Source organism: Tateyamaria omphalii (assembly GCF_014651375.1).
Lineage (GTDB): Bacteria > Pseudomonadota > Alphaproteobacteria > Rhodobacterales > Rhodobacteraceae > Tateyamaria > Tateyamaria omphalii.
Map to the genome: position 1 here is coordinate 358,261 of NZ_BMWT01000005.1, position 21,523 is coordinate 379,783.

Below are 21,523 nucleotides of genomic sequence, written 5' to 3' on the forward strand. Positions count from 1 at the left end.
TCGGACATCAACTGATTTTAGATCATGTCAGGCCGCCATAGCGCCGCTTTGACAGGTCAGGTGTCCAACCTGTTGACCAAGGTGATCGTGATGCCAGAACTGTCGCCAGTGGCATCCTCGCCGACGATCGTGTCTTCGAACATGAAGAAATACAGATCCAGCACGGTCGAAACCTTGGATGTAATGGAGTAACGCCGGGTTGCTGTCCCTTGCTTCGACACGAACAGCAGCTCATTGTCATTCATATCCCCGCCGAACACGTTCGCGTCAGGGCGCGCATTGATTTCTGCCGCCCATGCAGGGCCTGAAACCGCTGTGCCGTCTGAATTCACCGAAATCGGTGCCAAGGGGTTCTGTGCGCCTGCGTTCAGGGTGACCTTCACTTCGGTGGGACTTGCATTGATAAAGTACGCTTTTGCCATTTCTGGGCTTCCTCCTGGTTGGATAGTGAAATCTGAACTCTAAAACTGACTCCATCAGCTTGGATAAATCTTTTCACCCAACTGCTTTCCAAGCTGTGAAATTACCAAATACCCATCGAATACCCACAACAGCATTTCTGTATTCGGCGCCGCACCTTCCGGATCATGAAGATCATTGTACGTTTGCGATCCCGAAACCGCCTTGGATTTGATGACCAGCGTGTTGATCCGTCCCCACACTCCGGGTGTGGGAGCATTCGTCGGCTCGCGCCGAACCGATAGCGAATCCGGTATGTAGTTGTGTTTTGCCTCGCTCGGCTTGAGTTCAGACAAGACTTTGGTGTTCAGCGTCGACGTCATCTTGTCCGCTTGCCAGTTAACTATGCGTAGGTTTGCAGACATAACTCGCCCTCCTGTCGTGAAAACTGACGAGATGCAGGCAAACCCTTCACAGCAGTGTTCGGAGTGCCTGCTACTTGCGCCACTGCTGAATGCTGCGTGTACCCAGAGATTGCGCGCGCATTGCTCCACCCAAACCTTGGGTCCACGGAACAACGGTAATACCCGAACTGTCGCCGGTCATGTCCACGCCGTTGATCCTGCCGTCTCGGACGTAGAAAAACAAATCCAGCGCGATCGATACCTTTGACTGCACATTGAACACCAATGGCGCGGTGTGGGACTCTAAAAATACTGTAACCGCATTGATAAGGTTCGACCCGCCAAACGCATTGCGCCCAGGATACGCGGCAATTGTCGCAGGCCATGAATGGTACGTCATCACAGGCGTGTTGTCTCTTTTGACAACCTCGAAACGATCCAGTGGATTGTTCTTCGGATTTGCGTTCAGGTTGACCGTCATTGCGAAGGGCGTTGCGTTGATGAAATATGCCTTGGCCATAGAGTAATGGGTAACCGCTTAGCTGCGGTGTTAAAAGTGTCCGTTCAGTCAAGCGCACAGCCATGCCGTCAGTCGTTTCAAAAAAACGCGCGGTTTCGAGAGACACGGAATACATCCTTTAAAAGGGCTTTCAATTTGGGCGGGAAACCGAAAATTGCCACCACTCGCCTCATGGTAGAATTTTAGTTCGTTGACGTCACGTCAACAATTTTTCAGGACGGCCGATATGTCTCTTGACATATTGAAATCAAAGGGGATTTTCTTGGAATGCGTGAATGTTTTTTGCAAGCGCCGGGTTCAGAATCACTCATTCAATGCCGCGTATCGGTCCGTATTGTGCGGCACTTGCTTATCACGGCGTCAGGCCAAAAACCGGACATAGTACGTGCCCATTCCACAAGGAAGCTTGCCAGTCGCATGAGCTTTGGCCTTGTGGAGAACTGATAAGGTTTTGGTAACACTCCGGCACAGGGCGCATAAGCATCTCGTCACGGTATTCGATGCGCAACGTCAACGACAAAGCTTTGATCATCAACGGTTGAGCCGCCGGAATTAGATTTGCTCTCGCTAGGGCTTTCAAGAACGAATGTGCCAAGCTTGTGATCGCGTCTCGACGGAAGGAACAGCTCGAAAAGGAAGCCGGTGCTCTGCGATCGGGGCTGTGAGACAAGCGGCATGACCTGCGATGCCGAAAGCGCAGAATTCACTTGGAACACATATGGACGTCTCGCTGTTCTCATCAACGATGCGGGTGTGCTGCAACTCCAAGTCGAGATTATCTATTTGGAGATTGGCGCTGCGCAAAATCTTCTATTTGAAGTTTTTTGGCATTGTAAATGGCATGCGACTTTCAGCTAAGAGTTCCGTAAACAAGCGCTAACCCGCGCCAGCCACACCATGAAATCGAAAAACAGCATCTTGATCGGTTTGCCGAGTCTCTGTGCCTAAGTCGCGGCAAAATTTGCCTTGTTTAGATGATGACAGCTCGATGCGACAAGCACCGACCAAGTGGATGTCCGGTTGCTGCTATCAGGTTGTGTCATCTTCGAAATACCTGCGGCACCCCGCACCTCCAAGTCATATATCGTGCGGTGTTGAGCTAAGTGCTTCCAGACATCCACAGTAGGGCGGTGCCTCTTTGAAGTTTCTGTACTGGTTCTGCTCGCATGGAACTTTTGGGGTATTACAATCTCAAACGCGCGCAATCTCGCCCTTCATATGCGGGTGGAACACGCAGAAGTACGAGGTTTGCATGTCGTCGGTGACCAAAACCTCAGCGACTTGATTTTGCGTAAGCTCGCCTCTGTCCCACTCAAAATCGTCTGCAGTGGCGGTGTGCGGAGCAAGGTCTTCATTGACCCACTGAATTGTATCCCCAACTCTTGCGTCGATACGCTCCGGCACAAAGGCAAAGCTCTTGATCCGGACGACATGGGTCGTCGGTCCAGATGCGGCACTTGGTCCAGCTTTGAAAGCGGTTGCAACTGCAGCCGCTCCCATCAAAACTGCGCGTCGTGTTTTGTACACTTGCATCAGTACTTCAGACCTTTGACCATCATTTCTGCGTGCCTTTCATGCGCCTTGAAAATCTCTAGGCCCTGTTCGAAAAGCGCCTTTACTTCAGCGTTGTCGATGTTGGGGATCATCGTGCCCTCGACCAGCGCGTTGACCTCCTGATGGTACGCCAGTTCGTTTTCGGCATACGCCATGTCAAAGGCTTTTCCGTCCAACTCGATGAAGCCCGCAATGATCTTGTCGGCACGCTCATTGAGAGACTGGCTGACTGCGTTGTCCTGCGCGGTTGCACCAAGCTTTTCCAATAGTCCCAGCGCAGCGTCATTTACTGCTTCATGATCGCGGATCATGGTGCGCGCAAATTCGTGGATGTCCGGGTTCTTCGACAACGCCAGTGCCAGATGAGCATAACGGATATCAATGTTGTCGGCGGTGTAAGCAATATGCGCAAATTCCAAGTCGCTCATCGCAGCGATGTCTTGCGCTTGGGCTTGAAGGCCAAACATTGTGGCAGCGACGGCCAAAGCAGATACGAGTTTCTTCACGACATTTCCTCCAGGTCGATAGGTGACGTGAATGCAATATCGTGTGTACGGATGTCGGGCCTATGCCCCACAGTTCGTATTTCTATACAGATCGTTCAAGCCTTTGAACAAAGGCGAATTCAAACATGTTCGGTAAATGCTGGACCACCTTCTGCGCTGGTCGGTTGTACCCTCGACCTCAGACGATCCATCCAAAGATGTACCCAGTTCCGAGCGAGCCGAGAATGGCAAGCAGCAAATAAAGCATGAATGGTTTCAATTTGAGAACCGGTGCAATGGCCATCGCGCCCCAGATGCTGACCACGCCACCCGAGACGAGAAAGGCCATCGCTGCGCCTTCGGACATACCGTTGTCAATCAACCCTCGCGTAAGTGGAAGCGCGGCATAGCCGTCGATGTATGCAGGCGCTCCGACAAAAACAGCGGCGGGTATGGCCCACCATTTGTCTTCGCCAAGATATGCGGCCAGTGCCCCAGGTGTCAGTGCGGCGTTCAAGGCATACTCGGCGGTAAATGCAGGGATCAGACAGATCAGGATCAATCGCATGGTTGCCCCGAACTGCCTTCTGAAAGACTGCCGTCGCTCTTCGGACTGCCACACCCAAGGATCGAATGGCCGATCCTCGCTGCATCGTTCAGCACCTAGTTGACGCGCCAAGCCATTGTCTCGAAGCGCACTCATTGCCCAAGGTGTCTTGACGAAGAGCCCGGTGATGGCACCACCGAACAGGCCCAATCCGAAGGCGGCGAGCGTTTTGCCAATCGCAAAGCTCAGGCCAAGGGTTGCAGCGGTTGTCGCGAGCATCGCGGGGTCCGTTATTGGTGAGGACAGCCAAAACGCCATGATCGGAGCAAGCGGCACGCCCGCGGCCAGCAATCCAGCCATCAAAGGCAGCACGGTCACGCCGCACACAGGCGTGATGGCGCCTATGAGGGACGCGGTAAACACTGCTCGCAGCGTTCTGCCCTCGAATACGTCGGCGATGTGAGCATCTGCGCCGCTGGCAATGATCCAGGCCGCAAGAACAATGCCTGGAATAACGAAAGGAGCCACGACGATCAGGCCCCAGACGACGAACTTTGCGGCGTTTGCTGCGTGGTCTGGCCAGGCGAGAGCAAGACCTGCCAACAGAAGCACAGAAACGCCCCACACCAGGGGTTTTCGGTTGGATACTCGGTGGGCAGCGGTCTGATCGGACATCGGATACTCCTTTGATCTTGAAAAATAGCTGTCCATCAGGCATCTGTGAAACGGGTAGTTTCAATCTCAGGTATTGAAAAAACAGATGGAGAATTTGGACAGCGATCTCTTGCGAACCTTCATCGCCGTGGCAGAGGCCGGCAGCGTTACGGAAGGTGCGGCACGGATCCACCGATCTCAGTCTGCGACGAGTCTTCAGATCAAACGTCTCGAAACCATCCTGCATCAACCCGTCTTTGACCGTCATGGTCGCGGGGTGGTCTTAAGTGACACGGGACGAAAGCTTTTCCCAGTCGCGCAGGAGGTAACGGCTCGTCTCGACGCAGCGCTACAAGAGATTTCCCAGAATTCATTGGGCGGGAAATTGCGCTTGGGCATACCCGACGATCATGGACAGACCAAACTTGCTGAGATCATTGCGGCCTTCACCCGCCACCATCCGAAAGTCGAATTGGATGTGACCTGCGCATTGAGCACAAGGTTCCCCGAGGACCTCAACAAGGGTCTGTTAGACCTCGCGATCTATGAGGTCGAAAGCCCATCAGGGCACGAAGAAGTTCTGTATGAAGACCCGACATGTTGGATGTCATCGGTACATCGCAGTTTTCAGCCCGATGAATGCCTCCCGGTGGCCTTGTTCGATCATGCGTGCTGGTGGCGCGATGTTGCGAGTACTTCACTGCAAGCCCGTGGAAAACCATATCGTGTTGTCTATTCCAGCCAAAGTGTCTCAGGCGTGCTTGCAGCAGTCGAAGCGGGGATCGCTGTCGGTCTGCTCGGCCGCTCATCGCTGCAAGGCGGTTTGTCGGTGGTGAACGAGGCATTGGGCTTTGCCAGCACGCCGTCCTCCAAACTGGTGATGGCATCGCGCAAAGCGAGTGAGTGCCAGTCTCAGAATGCCATGAAAGCCGCGATCCGTGGCGCGTTTATGGCTCGGATGTGAAACGTTGACCCTCAGCGTGCTCCTGACGACTGGGCAGATACGGGCTCACGGCTGTCGTCAAATCGATCCCAGCATCGCTTTCCAGACACTTGCTGCGATCAATACCTCATGGATCATGAATCTGTTCTGCTTTTCGCTGCGGTCGCCCCCGAGGCGTTGTGCGCCGATTGCCTAGACACTGACTTCATTGCGCCTGCGCCGCGCGGAGTACGGGCAACAACCCCGGTCAAAGTGCCAATCGGACAAAGGCTTAAGACAACAACCGCGCATTCTAAACTGTTCCAAGCGAAAGGATTTCATCGCTCAATGTCTTTTGCGAAACATGTAACGCTGCGCGACCGTAAGGGTACAAAGGCGGACCATTGGTCTGATGCAGATTCACTATAACACTATTGACCGAGGGATGCGATTATCGGGAGCGCTTGCTATGCTCGCAAGGGCAGGGGGCGGACCACTTCCATGCACTTCGGCTGAAGAGTTGACGGTCCCTTTGGACGCCGGCAACGTTTCAGTAAGTTGAGAAGATTCGCTTTCGACCAACGACTTACATACATTGACGTTGATCGCGCGCTTTCCTGGCATCTGTCAGCGAACTGTGGCACGTACTGGGGTGGCCAAGAAACCGTACATCGGTGAAGAAACGTCCAATAGACAATTGCGGGTCGACTGGTGCCCACTTTGCTGCGTGGAAGACAGAGTAGGGGGCGGCACCATTATTTGCGTCCGACCTAGTCTTTGGCTTTTGTCACGACGTGCCCATTTTGCAATCGGTCGCCAATTGAACGTGGCCTGACATGCTACTGTTTCGTAGCAGGCGAATACTAAACCATACATAACAAGCAAGTGGCACCAATATACCAGCACTGATTTACTTCGCTGGACGGCAGGTTTGGATACGATTGCGTCTTCGGCAAGGACGCACAGTTCGGAATGCAGATCACGCCGTAAATCTCGGCATACGAACAGGTTCACAAAACATCATCAAAAGACGAACAGAGAGTTCAAAGGCGCTGCGTATCATCTCAGGGCTTCCCGTCGTGCTTGACCATGTGCTGCGCGCTGAAAAGCCGGCGAGCATCGTCTAGGCGACATGCTCGGCAGCTTGTGCTTTCCATCGTCCAAAAGCTGGAGTTTCCAGCAGCTCCGGAAGGTGTTTTGCAGGACGTTCAATTGGCGGTAGTTCTGAGGAATGATTGAAAAATCAGAGAAAAAGAAATCGCGTCATTTGACGGTGGTTGTACGTCGGGAATTTCCGATGTCAGTCGAGGAAGTCTTCTCGGCATGGGGCGATCCAGAAATCCGGTTAAGTGTGTTCGTCCATGGGTGCCATAAGAACAGCGTTACGGAATGTGACGTTTGAGAATGTGGTCTTGAGCGGTACGAGGATAGTTGGGAAAATCGTGTCTACACACGGCTAATCCGCATAATCCAAATTATGTAAATTTAATAATGCCGAGAATGATGTAAAAATCTTTTTTATGCAATGGCTTACAGTGGAACCCTAATGAATCAACCCAAGGCGTAGCCAGCCCCACGAACAGTACGCACAGGATCGTTCCCACCAAAACACGTGAGCGCTTTACGCAACCGACCAATGTGTACATCAACCGTACGAGTGTCGACGTAAATGTCGCGCCCCCACACACGATCCAGCAATTGCTCACGGCTCCAGACTCGGCCAGGTTTTTCCATGAATGTGCTCAACAACCTGAATTCTGTCGGGCCAAGCTTCAGCTCGTCCTGGCCGCGAGTCACCTTGTGGCTTTCGGAATCCAGAACGATGTCATCGAACTCCAACCTTTGGCCCACAGTCGCAGGCCTTACACGGCGCAACTGGCTGCGCACACGCGCCATCAGCTCGATCACTGAATACGGTTTGACCACATAGTCATCCGCACCCGTTTCAAGGCCTCGCACTTTGTCGATTTCTTCGGACCTAGCTGACAGCATGATCACCGGAATACTGCGTGTTTCGGGCTTGATCTTGAGTCTCCGGCAGACTTCAATGCCGGACAAGTTGGGCATCATCCAGTCCAGTACGATGATGTCGGGCATCTCTTCATTGACAAGCAACAGCGCTTCCTCACCATTTTGCGCGCGGCTGACTGCAAAACCCTCGGCTTCGAGGTTGTATGCGAGCACTTCGCGTTGTGCTGGCTCATCTTCGACAACCAGAACTCGGGGCTGATCGACGGACATATGCCTTGTCTCCTAAGCCTGAATGGATGTTTTGTCGGCCTTCTGGCGGTTTTCTTCCGGGGTCGATCCGGTCACCAGATACACAACCTGTTCTGCAATCGACGTTACATGGTCGCCCATGCGTTCGATGTTCTTTGCAATGAAATGCAGATGCATACACGCCGTAATGTTGCGCGGATCCTCCATCATGAAGGTCAGGAATTCGCGGAACAGTGCGTTGTACATCTGATCGACTTCGGCGTCGCGATCAATCACGTCCTGCGCCAGTTCTGCATCACGCGCAACGTACGAGTCCAATGCATCCTTGAGCATGCGTTCAACTTCTTTTGCCATGCGACGCAGCGCACCGGCACTGTCATTCACCGGTGCCATTTGGGACAAAACACTTGTGCGCTTGCCCATGTTTTTTGCATAATCTCCAATGCGTTCCAGGTTGGCGCTCACCTTGATCACAGACAGCAGAAGACGCAGGTCGATTGCAGTTGGCGCGCGCAGTGCAATCACACGCGCGGCCTCCTCATTGATCAACTCCTCCAGCTCATCAATGGCCTTGTCGCCCTTGCGAACCTGTTCCGCCCGCTCTTCATCACGGGTTTCGAGGCTGATGGCTGCCTCAAGAATTGCGTTTTCAACCAGGCCGCCCATCTTCATGATCTGCGCCTGGATCGCTTCAAGGTCTCGGTCAAAGGCCGATGCGATGTGTTGGTCTTGCATGAATCTGCTCCTTAGCCGATGCGGCCAGTGATATAGCTTTCGGTCCTTGGATCGACCGGATTGGTAAAGATCTGGCCCGTCTCACCGTATTCAACAAGATTGCCGAGGTGGAAAAATGCCGTCTTCTGGCTGACCCGTGCTGCCTGTTGCATCGAGTGGGTGACAATCACCACGGAATAGCTTTGGCGCAACTCGTCGATCAGTTCTTCGACCTGAGCGGTTGCAATGGGATCAAGGGCCGAACACGGCTCGTCCATCAGCAGAACCTCAGGTTCTGTTGCAACAGCACGTGCGATACACAGGCGCTGCTGCTGACCACCGGACAGCCCGGTTCCAGGCGCATCCAGACGGTCTTTCACTTCATCCCAAATTGCGCCACGGCGCAGAGATTTTTCAACCAATTCATCCAGTTCCGCCTTGTTCTTGGCGAGGCCGTGGATACGCGGTCCATAGGCGACGTTGTCATAGATTGACTTCGGAAACGGATTCGGCTTCTGGAATACCATACCCACTTTGGCCCGCAACTGCACCGGATCGACCTTCGGGTCATAGATGTCTTCGCCGTCGATCTGGATATCACCCACCACGCGACACACATCAATTGTATCGTTCATCCTATTGATGCAACGAAGAAATGTCGACTTTCCGCAGCCTGACGGCCCGATAAATGCAGTCACCGTCTTGTCATCAATTTCGACATCCACATCCTTGATGGCGTGGTTGTCCCCATAGTAGACCTGCACACCTTTGGCTGCGATCTTGACGTCGTTTGTGTCCACGTCTCTCTCCAGAATTCTCATGTCGTTCATGACGGCCCCCTACCAGCGGCGTTCAAACCGGCGCCGCAAGATCACAGCGATGGTGTTCATGGTGATCAGGAACAAGAGCAGCACGATGATGCCGCCCCAAGCTTTTTCAGTAAAGACTGCGTCCGAACGCGCAGCCCAGTTGTAGATTTGCGCCGGCACGGCCGAGTTGGGTTCGATGAAACCCTCAACAAAGGTGTCCGGGTAACGCGCCACAAAACCAACCATCCCAATCAGCAAAAGCGGTGCTGTTTCACCAAGGGCTTGCGCCAAACCGATGATGGTACCCGTCAGAATGCCGGGCGCCGCCAAAGGCAGCACATGGTGGAAAACCGCCTGCATTTTCGAGGCCCCTACCCCAAGTGCCGCATCTCGGATCGACGGAGGCACAGCTTTCAGCGATGCACGGGTCGAGATGATGATTGTCGGCAATGTCATCAGCGTCAGAACCAAACCACCGACAAGCGGCGCGGATTGCGGCAGATGCGCAAACTGGATGAACACGGCAAGTCCCAGAATACCGAACACGATAGACGGTACAGCGGCCAGGTTGGAGATATTGACCTCGATGAAATCAGTGAAGCGGTTCTTAGGCGCAAACTCTTCCAGGTAGATAGAGGCAGCAACACCTATCGGCAGGCTCAACACCAAGACGACAAGCATCATGAAAAACGACCCCAACACAGAGGCGCCAATACCCGCGCCACCGGGATTGTCTACGCCAGTGTCAACGCCTGTCAGGAAGTTCCAGTTAAACACCTGCTTGATCAAGCCAGCTTCGCGCATGGCATCGATCAGGTTAAAATCCTCGGGCATGAAGAAGCGGTTGCCACTTTGCAGGTCTTCTCGCTTGAACGTGCCCTTCAGGTAGCGATCGACACGTGACGCGGCCGCAAGTTCGAAGGAAACCGGTGTTCCCAACTGATCCTCATTTTCACGGTAGTAAGCCCGCAAGTCGCCACCAACTTTACCCAAGAGACGTTCAATCGCCTTTTTGTCGAATTCGATCTCGACGCCTTCGCTCTCCATCGCATCAGTCAAGGACGTGACAAAATACTCTGTGTATTTGCCAGTTTTCAGCAACGCTTTTTCGGCTTCGTCATATTGCTCTTGCGTCAGCGTGAACGGCACTTCGACAACGGCTTGCCGAAAGGCTGGAAGACCCGAGCTCAGAATTGCTGCAAGAAGTGCGATCAAGAAGAACATGCCGGTGCAGATTGCGCCGATGCCATAGGCATGGAACCGTCGCTCTGCCGCGTTGCGCTTCTTGGTCCGCTCATCTGCATGGGTCAGAGACTTCGACGGATGCGCGCTGTCGGGTGTCATGGCTGCGTCAGTCATTATTCATACTGCTCCCGATACTTGCGCACGATGTAGAGGGCGAAAACGTTGAGCCCGAGCGTCATGATGAAAAGGGTCATGCCAAGTGCAAAAGCGACAAGAGCTTCCGGCGAAGCAAAATCACTGTCACCTGTCAGCTGTGATACGATCTTTGCCGTGACGGTTGTCATGGCCTCAAAGGGGTTCAGACTTAACCGCGCTGCGGCCCCTGCCCCCAATACCACAATCATGGTCTCACCAATGGCTCGGCTGGCCGCCAGAAGGATCGCCCCGACAATGCCCGGCAAGGCTGCAGGAAGGACAACCTGTTTTATGGTTTCCGATTTGGTTGCGCCCAAGCCATAGGAGCCATCTCGCATGGCCTGAGGGACCGCGTTGATGATGTCGTCAGATAGTGAACTGACAAATGGGATCAGCATGATGCCCATGGCCAGACCGGCCGTCAGCACTGCTCGTTGCCCCTGCATCCATCCCAATCCGTCATCGCCAAAAACAGACAGCAGGATCGGGCCAATCGTCAGCAGCGCAAACAGACCATAGACGATGGTCGGGATCCCGGCGAGGATCTCAAGCATCGGCTTGGCGATGCTGCGCATCTTGGGCCTGGCATATTCTGACAAATAGATGGCGGCAAAAAGACCGATGGGCACTGCGACCAGCAAAGCCACGAAGGAAATATACAGGGTACCCCAGAGCAACGGCAGTATCCCAAGACTGGATGCGCCACCGCGGCCGGAAAAGCTGGGCGCCCATTCCAACAAAAAGAAGAATTCGGATGCCGGATATAGGCGGAAGAACTCAATCGTGTTGAAAATCAACGAAAGAATGATCCCGATGGTCGTCAGGATTGCCACCGAAGCAGCAGCAATTAATAGGGCCAAAACACCCTGCTCTACCGTGTTCCTTGCCCTGAACGACTTGGTACTTTCCATTGTGCCCCAAGCTGCCCCGGCAACGGCGACAATCAGTACAGCGATTGTCATCATAATATTCGATGTCTGCGCCATCGACCTGTAGGCTTGAGACGCATTCAAAACGGTCTGTGTGATCTCGCTGGTCACCACCTGCCCGGCATCTTTCAAACGCTGTGTGACATCCGCCAGATCAGCAGCACCATTCCGAGCTGTTTCCTCATCCAGCAGCCCAACGTCCACTGCTTTCGAAAGCCCGTCTGCGGTACGCCGTACCTCGGACATGACAAGTCCAACATTTGACCCCTGGGCAACTTCGTTTTCGGGGATCATCTGAACAACGCGATTGTCGATGAACAGTGGCTGAACCAGCATCCAGAGCACCATCAGACCAAAGGCTGGAACAATGGATTTCATAAACGCGTTGGAGCCATAGTAGATTGGAAGCGAATGCAGGTTGCGGCTGTCGCCACCAGCGCTTGCAAGTGCTCGCTGGCGCCCCATGAAGAACCCAATCGCCGAGATCGCCAGAACGATCAGCGTGAGCCAGATAGCAGGCATATGTCCCCCAAAAACGAAAGCCGCACGTTTGCGGTCTTGTCAGAAGAAGCCGGGCAACGATCCTTCGACGCCCGGCCTGTTGTTGTGGCAGTCACCAGCAATCCGCTGGATTACGAGTTGCTGCCCATTGTTTCTTCGTCAGCGATCATTTGCTGTGTGTCGGCGAGTTCCGGGTCGGATACCAGGCCGTAAGCTGCAAGTGGTCCATCGGGCCCAGCCACTTCATCCGCTACGAAGAACTGAGCGTATTCCTTCAAGCCGGGGATGACGCCGATATGGGCTTTCTTGATGTAGAAATACAGCGGGCGCGACACCGGATACTCGCCCTTGGCGATGCTCTCGGTTGTCGGCTCAACACCGGACATTGTGGCCACTTTCAGCTTGTCGGTGTTGTTTTCGTAGAATGCCAAGCCGAACACGCCGATGGCGTTTGTGTTGGCGTCGATCGAAGCCAGCGTTTCTGTGTAGTCACCATCGATGTCGACAGAAAGGCCATCGGTGCGCACGCTTAGGCACGCATCTTCTGCATCGTCTTCCGACATGCCGCCAGCGATCATTGCTTCCATCGCGCCTGTGGCTTCACAGCCAGCTGCGATCACTTTTTCTTCGAACACTTCGCGTGTGCCGTGTTTGGTTCCGGGAATGAAGGCCAGAATGTCAGCAGCAGGCAGATCAGCGTTGAAGTCGGACCATTGCTTGTGCGGGTTGTCGACCAGAGCACCGTCTACCATGACCTGTGGGGCCAGAGCGTTGAAGATGTCGGAAGGTGTAAACGCCGTGTAGTCGGGCCCCTGAATTTGCGAAGCAAACACGATCCCGTCATAACCAATGCGAACTTCGATGATGTCTGTCACACCGTTTTCGGCACATGCCTTGATCTCTTTGTCGCGAATAGCGCGTGATGCGTTTGCGATGTCAGTGTGCTCAGTGCCAACGCCTTGGCAGAAACGCTTGAGGCCAGCCGAAGAACCACCTGACTCCACAACCGGTGTCGGGAAGTCGAAGTTTTCGCCGAAGGCTTCGGCAACAATCGAAGCGTAGGGCAAAACGGTGGACGAGCCAGCAACCTGAACCTGATCGCGCGCCACTGCCGCAGTCGCAGCCATGGCCGTAAGGGCCAGCGCGGATGTGGTGAGTTTCACAAAGGACATGAATGTCTCCTGTTTGAGCATTTTCTTTATGATCCCCCCCATGAGGATCTTAGGGCCCGTCTAGGCACCACTCGCAATGCTTTTGTGACAGATGCGTAACAATTTTATGACAGCAAGCAGTTTGCCGCCGCGTTATCCAAAACTTTTTTGAACCGGCAGAATGACGGTAAAGGTTGCGCCCTCGCCCAACGTGCTTTCAACCCGCAACCGGCCCCGATGGCGATTGATGATATGCTTGACGATGGCAAGGCCAAGGCCAGTACCACCCAGCGCACGGCTGCGATGATCGTCCGCCCTGTAAAACCGCTCAGTAATGCGCGGCAGATGCACAGGGTCGATGCCGGGCCCGTAATCCACAAGCTGAACCCGGACCCCAGGTGCACGCAGGGCCGGTTCCCGAGCGCTGGTGGTCACGCGAACAGTGACGCGCCCACCCGATCCACCGTATTTGATCGCGTTCTCAGTCAGGTTCGTGAAAACCTGCTTCAATTGATCAGCATCCGCGATCAGATGCACGGTCTCATCTCCGAACTCACGCTCAAACGTGACACCCGCTTCGTCTGCAAGCGAACGTAGGGTGCGCAATGTGGAATCAAGCACATCATTCAGCACAACAACCTCTGTCGGGCGTACACGCTCGTCGCCCTCCACCCGGTTCAATGACATCAAGTCCCCGACCAAACGGTTCATCCGCTCTGCTTCATCCTGCATGATGTTCAGAAAGCGCTCGGCCGCTGCAGGATCATTTCGTGCTGGTCCGCGCAGTGTTTCGATGAACCCCATAAGCGCGGTCAGCGGTGTGCGTAACTCGTGACTGACATTTGCGACGAAATCGCGGCGCATCTGGTTGGTTTGCTCGACATGAGTGACGTCTTCGAACACCAGCACCGCCAAACCGCCGCCGTCGCGTCCCAAACCCGGGCCCGCGCGCACGCTCACGCTAAACGTCGTGTCCTGTGCGCCATCATTGCCAAGGTACCGCGTCGTCCGCGCCTTTCCGTCTTGTAGTGTGGCCTCGACAGCATCAAGCAGTGCCGGCTGGCGCAACATCGTCACGTAATTCCGATCCAACGCCTGTTGGCCGATCAGTGTAAGCGCCTCGACATTGGCTGCCACGATGCGTTCGGAGGCATTTATAGCGAGCGTGGGCAAAGGAAATGCCGCAAGCAATGCGCCCAGCACATCGTCACCCATCGCCCTGCCCCCTCTTACGCCAGTGCAGCCTCGACCGCGCGCGTGAACACATCGCACAGCACGTCCGGGTCTTCGAGGCCAACCGAGATGCGGAAGAACCCCTCGGACATTCCAAGCTCCGCACGCTTCTCGGCCGTCAACGCCCGGTGAGATGATGAGGCCGGATGCGAAATTGTTGTTCCAATGTCGCCCAGCGTCGGGGCAAAGTTCAGACCGTCGGCCCCGCGGGCAAAGGCATTGGCCGCCTCGCGCCCGCCGTCGATTTCAAAACTGACCATGTTGCAATACTGGCCCTTGAGCAGCGCTTCGGCGCGGGCATGGTCGGGGTGGTCGCGACGGGCCGGATAGATGACCCGCTTCACCCCGGGCAAAGCCGACATATGTTCGGCCAACTTCGCTGCGGTCGCTTGTGCCCGGTCATAACGCAATTCAAAGCTCAGAAGCCCACGCTCGGCCAACCAGCAATCAAAGGGGCTCGGGGTCATCCCCGCAGTTACGGTAAACACGCGCAACCGATCATTGATGGCTTGGTCCTTTGCCGTGACATAGCCCAGCATCACGTCGGAATGACCAGACAAGAGCTTGGTCAAGGAATGTATGACAATATCTGCGCCGTGATCGAACGCTTTGAACGCCCTTGGCGTGGTGAACGTGTTGTCGATGACCAACAACACGCCCGCCTCTTTCGCCAACGCAGACAGGCCCAACACATCCGCAACACGCAAGGTCGGGTTCGAAACAACCTCGACCAAGATCATCTTGGTCTCGGGGCGTAGGGCCGCCCGCACAGCGCTGGCGTCGCCAGGATCAACCATCGACGTCTGAATCCCAAGCCGTGGGAGGTCTTCGGACATCATACGCAAAGACCGGCCATACAGCTGGTTGCCGCCGATCACGTGATCACCTGACGTCAGCAGCCCCAGCAGGACGGCAGATACAGCTGCCATACCCGACGAGGTCAGCACACCCATATGCGGCGCGCCCTCCATTCGGTCGATAGCCTGCGCCACCACATCTGCATTTGGATGCCCCTCTCGGCTGTAGGTGTAGCCCTGCAGATTGCCATCATACTGAGCATCCAGCATGTCTGGCGTGTCCGAAGCATAGACGACCGAGGGGCTGAGCGGCGTCACGACCGGGCTCGAAGCGCTGTCTGGCAGCGGCGTCGGTCGCATCAGAGATCCCTTTGAGTTCGAAATCATTCGAGGAACTCCGTGTGATAGGTCTGAGAACTGAAGGTGATGTCCACACTCAACCAACAGGGTCGCGGCAAGTGCGCAGAAATCAAATCAACCAGGTCCTTTTGCAACGCAGCCGTGAACGCGGTGTTTCGATGCGGTTTTGCCAAAAGAGCCACGGTTGCCTTCAAATGGGTATGCAAAGAAGTGGGTGCAGGATATGCACGCCCCTTGGTTTCCCCTGCCCCGCCATCGTGGCGGAGAATACAGGCTTCGACCTCCGCAAGAATGGCATTTGCATCTATGTTCAGATCGCTTGAATAGCTAAGTTCGCAATGCGGCATCAGCTTTGAACCTCGACCATTGCATCCCGGAAGGCACGCATGTTTTCCTGATAGTGAAGCGCCGACGCACGAAGGCCTTGAATACCCTGGTCATCCAGTTGTCGCACCACTTTGCCGGGCACTCCCATAACCAAGGATCCCTCTGGAATTTCCTTGCCTTCGGTGATCAATGCCCCTGCGCCGATCAGGCAGTTCCTGCTGATCTTCGCGCCATTCAGAACTGTGGCTCCCATGCCAATCAGCGAGTTTTCTCCAATGGTGCATCCATGCAGCATGACCTTGTGTCCAATGGTGCAACCGGGGCCGATTGTAAGGGGATAACCAGCGTCAATGTGCATGACGCAATTCTCCTGCACGTTGCTGCCCGCTCCGATCCGTATATCCTCGTGGTCTGCTCGGATCGTGCTTCCGAACCAGACACTTGCACCCTTCTCGACAAAAACGCGGCCGATCAGGTTTGCGTCTGGTGCGATCCATGTATCATCGGCGATCTGTGGACGGTGCTCCCCAAGAGCATAAAGTGTCATGGCAGGTCCTCGAACTCTGTTTGCAAGACGCGTACATGGTCTGTCAATTGTGGTTGTTGCAGACGTCGCAAGCGCGTAGCGGTAATGATGGTTTTCAGATGATCCTCGGTCTTGTCCAGGTCATCATTGACCAACACGTAGTCATACCCGCCCCAATGACTTATCTCGTCCCAACTTCTCTGCATGCGGCGGGCAATGGTGTCCGCATCATCCTGTGCACGGGTTTCCAACCGGCGGCGCAGTTCCGCAATGGATGGAGGAAGAATAAAGATCGACAAGGTGTGCTGGCCCAAAACAGAATTCGTGATCTGCTGTGCGCCCTGCCAATCGATGTCAAAAAGGACATCCTGCCCTTTGTTTATCGCATCTTCGACAGGTCCTTTTGGTGAGCCGTAGAAATTGCCAAAGACATGAGCGTGTTCCAGCATCTCTCCATTGGCCACTTGCCCCTTGAAGTCCGCTTCCGAAATGAAGCGATAGTGCTCTCCATCCACTTCGCCCGGCCTTGGCTTACGTGTCGTGGCCGAGACGGAAAAGGACAAGCCCGGGTCCCAATTTCGCAACCGACGTGCCAAGGTGCTCTTGCCCGCGCCGGATGGGGAGCTGAGTATGATTAGAAGACCGCGACGGTTCTGGGCGTCAGTCATGTTTGTTATTCCACGTTTTGCACTTGCTCGCGCATTTGATCAATCAACGCCTTCAGCGCCAGGCCGACGGTCGTCAAGTCAGCGTTCTGCGCCTTCGAACATAGGGTATTTGCTTCGCGGTTGAACTCCTGCATCAGGAAATCAAGCTTTCGCCCGACCGGCCCACCTTCGCTCAGCAATTTTCTGGCTGCGGCGATATGGGTGTGCAGCCGATCAATTTCCTCTGTCACGTCCGATTTGACCGCCAAAAGCGCAAGCTCTTGCGCAACCCGATCCGGGTCCGCGCCGTCAGTATTGTCCAGAACACGGGCCAGATTCCGTTTCAGATTTGCAGCCACCTCATCCTTGCGATCCTCGGCCAAAGCAGCGGATTGCCCGGTCAGTTTCTCAACTTCGGCCAGCTGCGACAGCATCACATCACGCAGCGCAGCGCCTTCACGCACACGCATCTCGTCAAACGCATCCAGTAGCTTCGGCATTTCTGACAACAAGGCCGCTCGCAATGGAGCAGGATCATCCTGCACGGCGCCCGCATCCATGACGCCCCGCATGCTTGCGATGTCAGTGGCACGCGACGGAGCAAGAGACAGACCTTGCTCCATTGCCTCGGCTTCGATCGCCAGAAGGTTTTGAATGACGGCTTGCATGTGAGGTTCGTTGAGAGCCAAGCTGCCGGCCGCGTCATCGCGTGAAATCCGCAGCGACAATGTCACATTTCCGCGCTTGGCCCGTCCGGTCACCAAAGGGCGAAGGGCCGTTTCCAACCCGTCAATCCAATCGGGAACACGTAGTCGAAGGTCGAGGCCCTTGCCGTTGACACTTCGAACGTCCCATGCCCAGCGAAAAGAGGCGAAAGAACCGGTGCCCGCAGCGAAACCAGTCATTGAGCGCAACGCGCTATCTTTGGATGTCTTGGTCATATCAATGCGTTTAGGGGGAAGTTCACATCGGGGCAAGCACTGCCCGTGTCCCCGCGGGGACAGGTCAGCGATTAACCATTTGTTAGCTTTATCCGAGCGGTTTCTTACAAATTTGATATGTTTTGCATCATTCCCGAAGCAAAGCATTCGGCGGACCGAGCAAGAGTATGTACAGATGGACAAATCAGACCTTTACACGCACAATGTCAGAGCCATGACAGAGTTCCGCGCACACACGGGTTTTTCGGCAATCTCACAGGTTGAAGCCTATTGGGAAGGCTTGCGCGGCACGCGCTTGATGCCAAAACGGTCCGAGATCGATCCGCGTGGCATTGAATCGGCCCTTGAATACACTTTCGTTTTGGAACGCATCGCTCCTGGTATGGCGCGCATCCGCATCGCGGGCAGCCATCTGGGTGATTTGATGGGTATGGAGGTGCGCGGCATGCCCCTGACATCCCTGATCACTCCCCCGTGCCGCCGTCAAATCGCTGATGCTATCGAAGATGTCTGTCAACGACCCGCCATGTGCGAACTCAGGATGAGTGCGGAAGCCAGCGCCTCAAAGCCGCATATGGAAGGTCGATTGCTCCTGTTGCCTCTCAAAAGCGATCTGGGAGACGTGAGCCGCATTTTGGGATGTCTGGTTGCACAAGGCGAGATTGGCCAGACACCGCGCCGCTTTAATCTGGTCGGAGCCCGGATCCGACCTATCACATCCACAACGTCCGTTCTTGCCCCGATCAAACCGACGGTTCAAGCTGAACAACAGCGGGTACAGGTGGATGGATTTGCTGAAAACCAAAAGAGTTTTGAGGCATCGACGCCAAAGCCAAATGTCCCCTATCTTCGTCTTGTAAAGTCGGAAGACACTTAAATCTGAGCGCAGATTGTAAAAGAAACGCCGAGTTGCCCACCCGACGTTTTTTCCAATTGTCAACTTGCAGCGCGTGATTTCGCGCGTGTCGCACGCAATTGAGAAAGCTCTTCGGCAACCAGAAACGCAAGTTCAAGCGACTGAGAGGCATTCAGGCGAGGATCACACGCCGTATGGTAGCGATCGCTCAGGTCTTCTTCGGTCACGGCACGGACACCGCCGGTGCATTCGGTCACGTCCTGCCCGGTCATCTCGAAATGAACTCCGCCCGGAACAGTCCCTTCGGCGGCGTGTACGCCAAAGAACTCGCGTACTTCGCGCAGGACACTGTCAAATGGACGTGTCTTGTAACCGGTGGACGACTTGATCGTATTGCCGTGCATCGCATCGCAGACCCAGACAACTTCCGCACCTTCTTCGCGAACGGTATTGATCAGACGCGGCAAGTGTTCACCGACGGATCCAGCGCCGAAACGCGCAATCAGGGTCAACCGACCGGCTTCGTTCTCCGGGTTCAGCTTCGCCAGAAGCACCTTCAAATCCTCGGTTGTCATGCTGGGACCGCATTTCAGACCAATGGGGTTCTGAACGCCGCGCGCAAACTCAACATGCGCGCCATCCGGCTGACGGGTACGGTCTCCGATCCAGATCATATGGCCGGAACCGGCCAGCCACTTGCCCGTTGTGGAATCGATCCGCGTCAGGGCTTCTTCATACTCCAGCAGCAGGGACTCGTGGCTGGTATAGAATTCCACAGACGAAAACTCGTGCGTCGTGTCTGCGTCGATGCCGGCAGCCGCCATGAAGTCGATCGTGTCCTGGATGCGCGTCGCGATTTCACGATACTTCTCGGTCCCCTGCCCGTCGGCAAAGCCAAGGGTCCACGAATGCACCATGTTCAAATCGGCGAAACCGCCAGTGGAAAACGCGCGCAGAAGGTTCAGCGTGGCCGCCGCCTGCGTATAGGCTTGCAGCATCTTCTGGGGGTTCGGAATGCGCGCTTCGGGCGTGAAGGCGAGCTCATTGATGATGTCACCACGGTAGCTGGGCAACTCCACACCATCCAGCACCTCCGTCGGCGCCGAGCGCGGCTTGGCGAACTGGCCCGCCATGCGGCCCAACTTGATCACCGGAACCTTGGCGCCGTATGTCAGCACCATTGCCATCTGCAGCATGACTTTGAACGTGTCACGGATGCTGTCCGCGCTGAACTGATCAAATGCCTCGGCGCAGTCACCACCTTGCAGCAGGAACGCGTCACCACGGGATGCATCGGCGAGATGAGCCTTTAGCCGCCGCGCCTCGCCTGCAAAAACCAGCGGAGGATACTTTGCAAGCTGCGCCTCAACCGCGTTCAGTGCCGCAGTGTCGGTGTAATCGGGCATCTGGACCCGGGGCTTGGCGCGCCAGTCAGATTTCGTCCAATCGCTCATCTTGTCTCTCCGCAAAAACTGTTAGCGGTCACGTGACCGCGGCTCTCTATACAAAAGCTGTGAGAAGGACACCATATCACAAATGCGCCCTCTTGACGTGGCGTTTACAGCGTGATCAGGCTGACAAAACTCCCGGGCCAAGACACCCGGCCAAAGTTGCAGGACACCCGCCGCAATGTCACTCTCTCGCCCGCCCAAAGAGCCGCGCCATGACGCTGACAAGCCGAAGCGTTTTGTGTTTGTTTTGCTCGACAACTTCACATTGCTTTGCTTTTCGGCTGCTTTGGAAAGCCTGCGCATTGCCAACCGTATGGGTGGTCGTGAGCTGTACAGCTGGAAGATCGTTGGAGAAGGCGGAGAAGTCGCACATTGTTCCGCCGGGCCGGGCTTTCAGTTGGACGGTGATCTGGACGAGTTGACCCGTGACGACGTCGTCATGATTTGCGGTGGTATCGATGTGCAGGCAGCGACAACAAAGAGGCTGCTGAGTTGGATGCGCCGCGAGGCACGCAAAGGCATCCAGATGGCAGGTTTGTGTACGGCAGCGTATTCGTTGGCGAAGGCAGGCCTTTTGGATGGCAAGAGGGCAACGATTCACTGGGAAAACCAGGACAGCTTTGCCGAAGAGTTCCAAGAGGTCGAGCTGACCAAATCGGTTTTCGTCATTGATGAAAAACGATTGACGACAGCCGGTGGGACGTCCTCCATCGATCTGATGCTGAAGCTGATTGCCGATGATCACGGTGAAGAACTGGCCAACGCCGTCGCCGACCAGTTGATCTATTCTTCGATCCGCACCGATCAGGACACCCAGCGCTTGTCCGTGCCCACACGCATTGGCGTCCGGCATCCAAAGCTCAGCCAGGTCATTCAGATTATGGAGCAGAACATCGAGGAGCCGATCAGCCCGTCCATTCTGGCCAAGGATGTCGGCATGTCGACACGGCAGCTGGAACGTCTGTTTCGCCGCTACCTGAACCGGAGCCCCAAGCGCTACTACATGGAATTGCGTTTGCAAAAGGCCCGCAATCTGCTGATGCAGACCGACATGAGCGTTATCAACGTTGCGTTGGCCTGCGGTTTTGCGTCACCATCGCATTTTTCAAAATGTTATCGGTCGCACTATGACACGACGCCCTATCGCGAACGTGGTACACACGCAGCCCGATTGTCAGTTTAGGTTGGGTATCACG

The 21,523-nt window shown here is 55.1% G+C and carries 22 protein-coding genes; 3 read left to right on the plus strand and 19 right to left on the minus strand.

Annotated elements, in window-relative coordinates; all coding sequences use genetic code 11:
• Window positions 1-56: 56 nt before the first annotated feature.
• From IE087_RS18225 to IE087_RS18250, 6 genes are all read right to left on the minus strand, one after another.
• On the minus strand, window positions 57-422 hold the full coding sequence (locus IE087_RS18225) for a hypothetical protein (protein WP_189370798.1): 366 nt from the start codon (window positions 420-422) through the stop codon (window positions 57-59).
• Between the two features lie 54 nt (window positions 423-476).
• Window positions 477-782: a hypothetical protein gene (locus IE087_RS18230; protein ID WP_189370799.1), complete on the minus strand. Its 306-nt coding sequence runs from the start codon at window positions 780-782 to the stop codon at window positions 477-479.
• A 112-nt stretch (window positions 783-894) separates the two neighbouring features.
• Window positions 895-1,323, minus strand: a complete 429-nt coding sequence (locus IE087_RS18235; RefSeq protein WP_189370800.1) for a hypothetical protein — start codon at window positions 1,321-1,323, stop codon at window positions 895-897.
• A gap of 1,191 nt (window positions 1,324-2,514) precedes the next feature.
• On the minus strand, window positions 2,515-2,823 hold the full coding sequence (locus IE087_RS18240) for a cupredoxin domain-containing protein (RefSeq protein ID WP_189370801.1): 309 nt from the start codon (window positions 2,821-2,823) through the stop codon (window positions 2,515-2,517).
• Between the two features lie 32 nt (window positions 2,824-2,855).
• On the minus strand, window positions 2,856-3,383 hold the full coding sequence (locus IE087_RS18245) for a DUF4142 domain-containing protein (protein ID WP_229801449.1): 528 nt from the start codon (window positions 3,381-3,383) through the stop codon (window positions 2,856-2,858).
• A gap of 178 nt (window positions 3,384-3,561) precedes the next feature.
• Window positions 3,562-4,584 carry a permease gene (locus IE087_RS18250; protein ID WP_189370802.1) on the minus strand — a complete coding sequence of 341 codons (1,023 nt, stop codon included), beginning with the start codon at window positions 4,582-4,584 and terminating at the stop codon, window positions 3,562-3,564.
• Between the two features lie 85 nt (window positions 4,585-4,669).
• On the opposite strand from IE087_RS18250, the gene IE087_RS18255 reads away from it, so the two are divergent.
• Window positions 4,670-5,527: a LysR substrate-binding domain-containing protein gene (locus IE087_RS18255; protein WP_189370803.1), complete on the plus strand. Its 858-nt coding sequence runs from the start codon at window positions 4,670-4,672 to the stop codon at window positions 5,525-5,527.
• A 1,509-nt stretch (window positions 5,528-7,036) separates the two neighbouring features.
• Here the strand turns inward: IE087_RS18255 and phoB are convergent.
• The 12 genes from phoB to IE087_RS18315 form a co-directional block, all read right to left on the minus strand.
• Complete coding sequence (phoB, locus tag IE087_RS18260; protein ID WP_189370804.1) at window positions 7,037-7,726, minus strand: phosphate regulon transcriptional regulator PhoB; 690 nt, start codon at window positions 7,724-7,726, stop codon at window positions 7,037-7,039.
• Between the two features lie 12 nt (window positions 7,727-7,738).
• The gene (gene phoU, locus IE087_RS18265) at window positions 7,739-8,440 is read right to left on the minus strand and encodes a phosphate signaling complex protein PhoU (protein WP_189370805.1); all 702 of its coding nucleotides are present in this window, start codon (window positions 8,438-8,440) and stop codon (window positions 7,739-7,741) included.
• 11 nt (window positions 8,441-8,451) lie between these two features.
• Window positions 8,452-9,249, minus strand: a complete 798-nt coding sequence (gene pstB / locus IE087_RS18270) for a phosphate ABC transporter ATP-binding protein PstB (protein ID WP_189370806.1) — start codon at window positions 9,247-9,249, stop codon at window positions 8,452-8,454.
• Between the two features lie 9 nt (window positions 9,250-9,258).
• Window positions 9,259-10,587, minus strand: coding sequence for a phosphate ABC transporter permease PstA (gene pstA, locus IE087_RS18275; RefSeq protein WP_189370807.1), 1,329 nt, complete (start codon window positions 10,585-10,587; stop codon window positions 9,259-9,261).
• Entirely contained in the window at window positions 10,587-12,059 is a 1,473-nt protein-coding gene (pstC, locus tag IE087_RS18280; RefSeq protein ID WP_189370808.1) for a phosphate ABC transporter permease subunit PstC, read from the minus strand. The genes pstA and pstC overlap by 1 nt, the downstream gene beginning before the upstream one ends.
• Before the next feature lie 110 nt (window positions 12,060-12,169).
• Window positions 12,170-13,210: a substrate-binding domain-containing protein gene (locus tag IE087_RS18285; protein WP_189370809.1), complete on the minus strand. Its 1,041-nt coding sequence runs from the start codon at window positions 13,208-13,210 to the stop codon at window positions 12,170-12,172.
• A gap of 132 nt (window positions 13,211-13,342) precedes the next feature.
• Entirely contained in the window at window positions 13,343-14,404 is a 1,062-nt protein-coding gene (locus tag IE087_RS18290; RefSeq protein WP_189370810.1) for a sensor histidine kinase, read from the minus strand.
• 14 nt (window positions 14,405-14,418) lie between these two features.
• Window positions 14,419-15,579 carry a trans-sulfuration enzyme family protein gene (locus IE087_RS18295; protein ID WP_189370811.1) on the minus strand — a complete coding sequence of 387 codons (1,161 nt, stop codon included), beginning with the start codon at window positions 15,577-15,579 and terminating at the stop codon, window positions 14,419-14,421.
• A 23-nt stretch (window positions 15,580-15,602) separates the two neighbouring features.
• Window positions 15,603-15,926: a hypothetical protein gene (locus IE087_RS18300; RefSeq protein ID WP_189370812.1), complete on the minus strand. Its 324-nt coding sequence runs from the start codon at window positions 15,924-15,926 to the stop codon at window positions 15,603-15,605.
• Complete coding sequence (locus tag IE087_RS18305; protein ID WP_189370813.1) at window positions 15,926-16,453, minus strand: gamma carbonic anhydrase family protein; 528 nt, start codon at window positions 16,451-16,453, stop codon at window positions 15,926-15,928. Before IE087_RS18305 ends, IE087_RS18300 begins: the two co-directional genes overlap by 1 nt.
• Complete coding sequence (gene gmk / locus IE087_RS18310) at window positions 16,450-17,100, minus strand: guanylate kinase (protein ID WP_189370814.1); 651 nt, start codon at window positions 17,098-17,100, stop codon at window positions 16,450-16,452. The genes IE087_RS18305 and gmk overlap by 4 nt, the downstream gene beginning before the upstream one ends.
• 5 nt (window positions 17,101-17,105) lie before the next feature.
• Window positions 17,106-18,020: a YicC/YloC family endoribonuclease gene (locus IE087_RS18315; protein WP_229801450.1), complete on the minus strand. Its 915-nt coding sequence runs from the start codon at window positions 18,018-18,020 to the stop codon at window positions 17,106-17,108.
• A 175-nt stretch (window positions 18,021-18,195) separates the two neighbouring features.
• Between IE087_RS18315 and IE087_RS18320 the strand changes: the two genes are divergently transcribed.
• On the plus strand, window positions 18,196-18,897 hold the full coding sequence (locus IE087_RS18320; RefSeq protein WP_189370815.1) for a PAS domain-containing protein: 702 nt from the start codon (window positions 18,196-18,198) through the stop codon (window positions 18,895-18,897).
• Between the two features lie 59 nt (window positions 18,898-18,956).
• Here the strand turns inward: IE087_RS18320 and IE087_RS18325 are convergent, their stop codons facing one another.
• Window positions 18,957-20,330, minus strand: a complete 1,374-nt coding sequence (locus IE087_RS18325; protein WP_189370816.1) for a class II 3-deoxy-7-phosphoheptulonate synthase — start codon at window positions 20,328-20,330, stop codon at window positions 18,957-18,959.
• A gap of 175 nt (window positions 20,331-20,505) precedes the next feature.
• Here IE087_RS18325 and IE087_RS18330 point away from each other — a divergent pair, with 175 nt between their 5' ends.
• A complete protein-coding gene (locus tag IE087_RS18330; protein ID WP_189370817.1) occupies window positions 20,506-21,510 on the plus strand; it encodes a GlxA family transcriptional regulator in 1,005 nt (334 codons plus the stop codon).
• Window positions 21,511-21,523 lie beyond the last annotated feature (13 nt).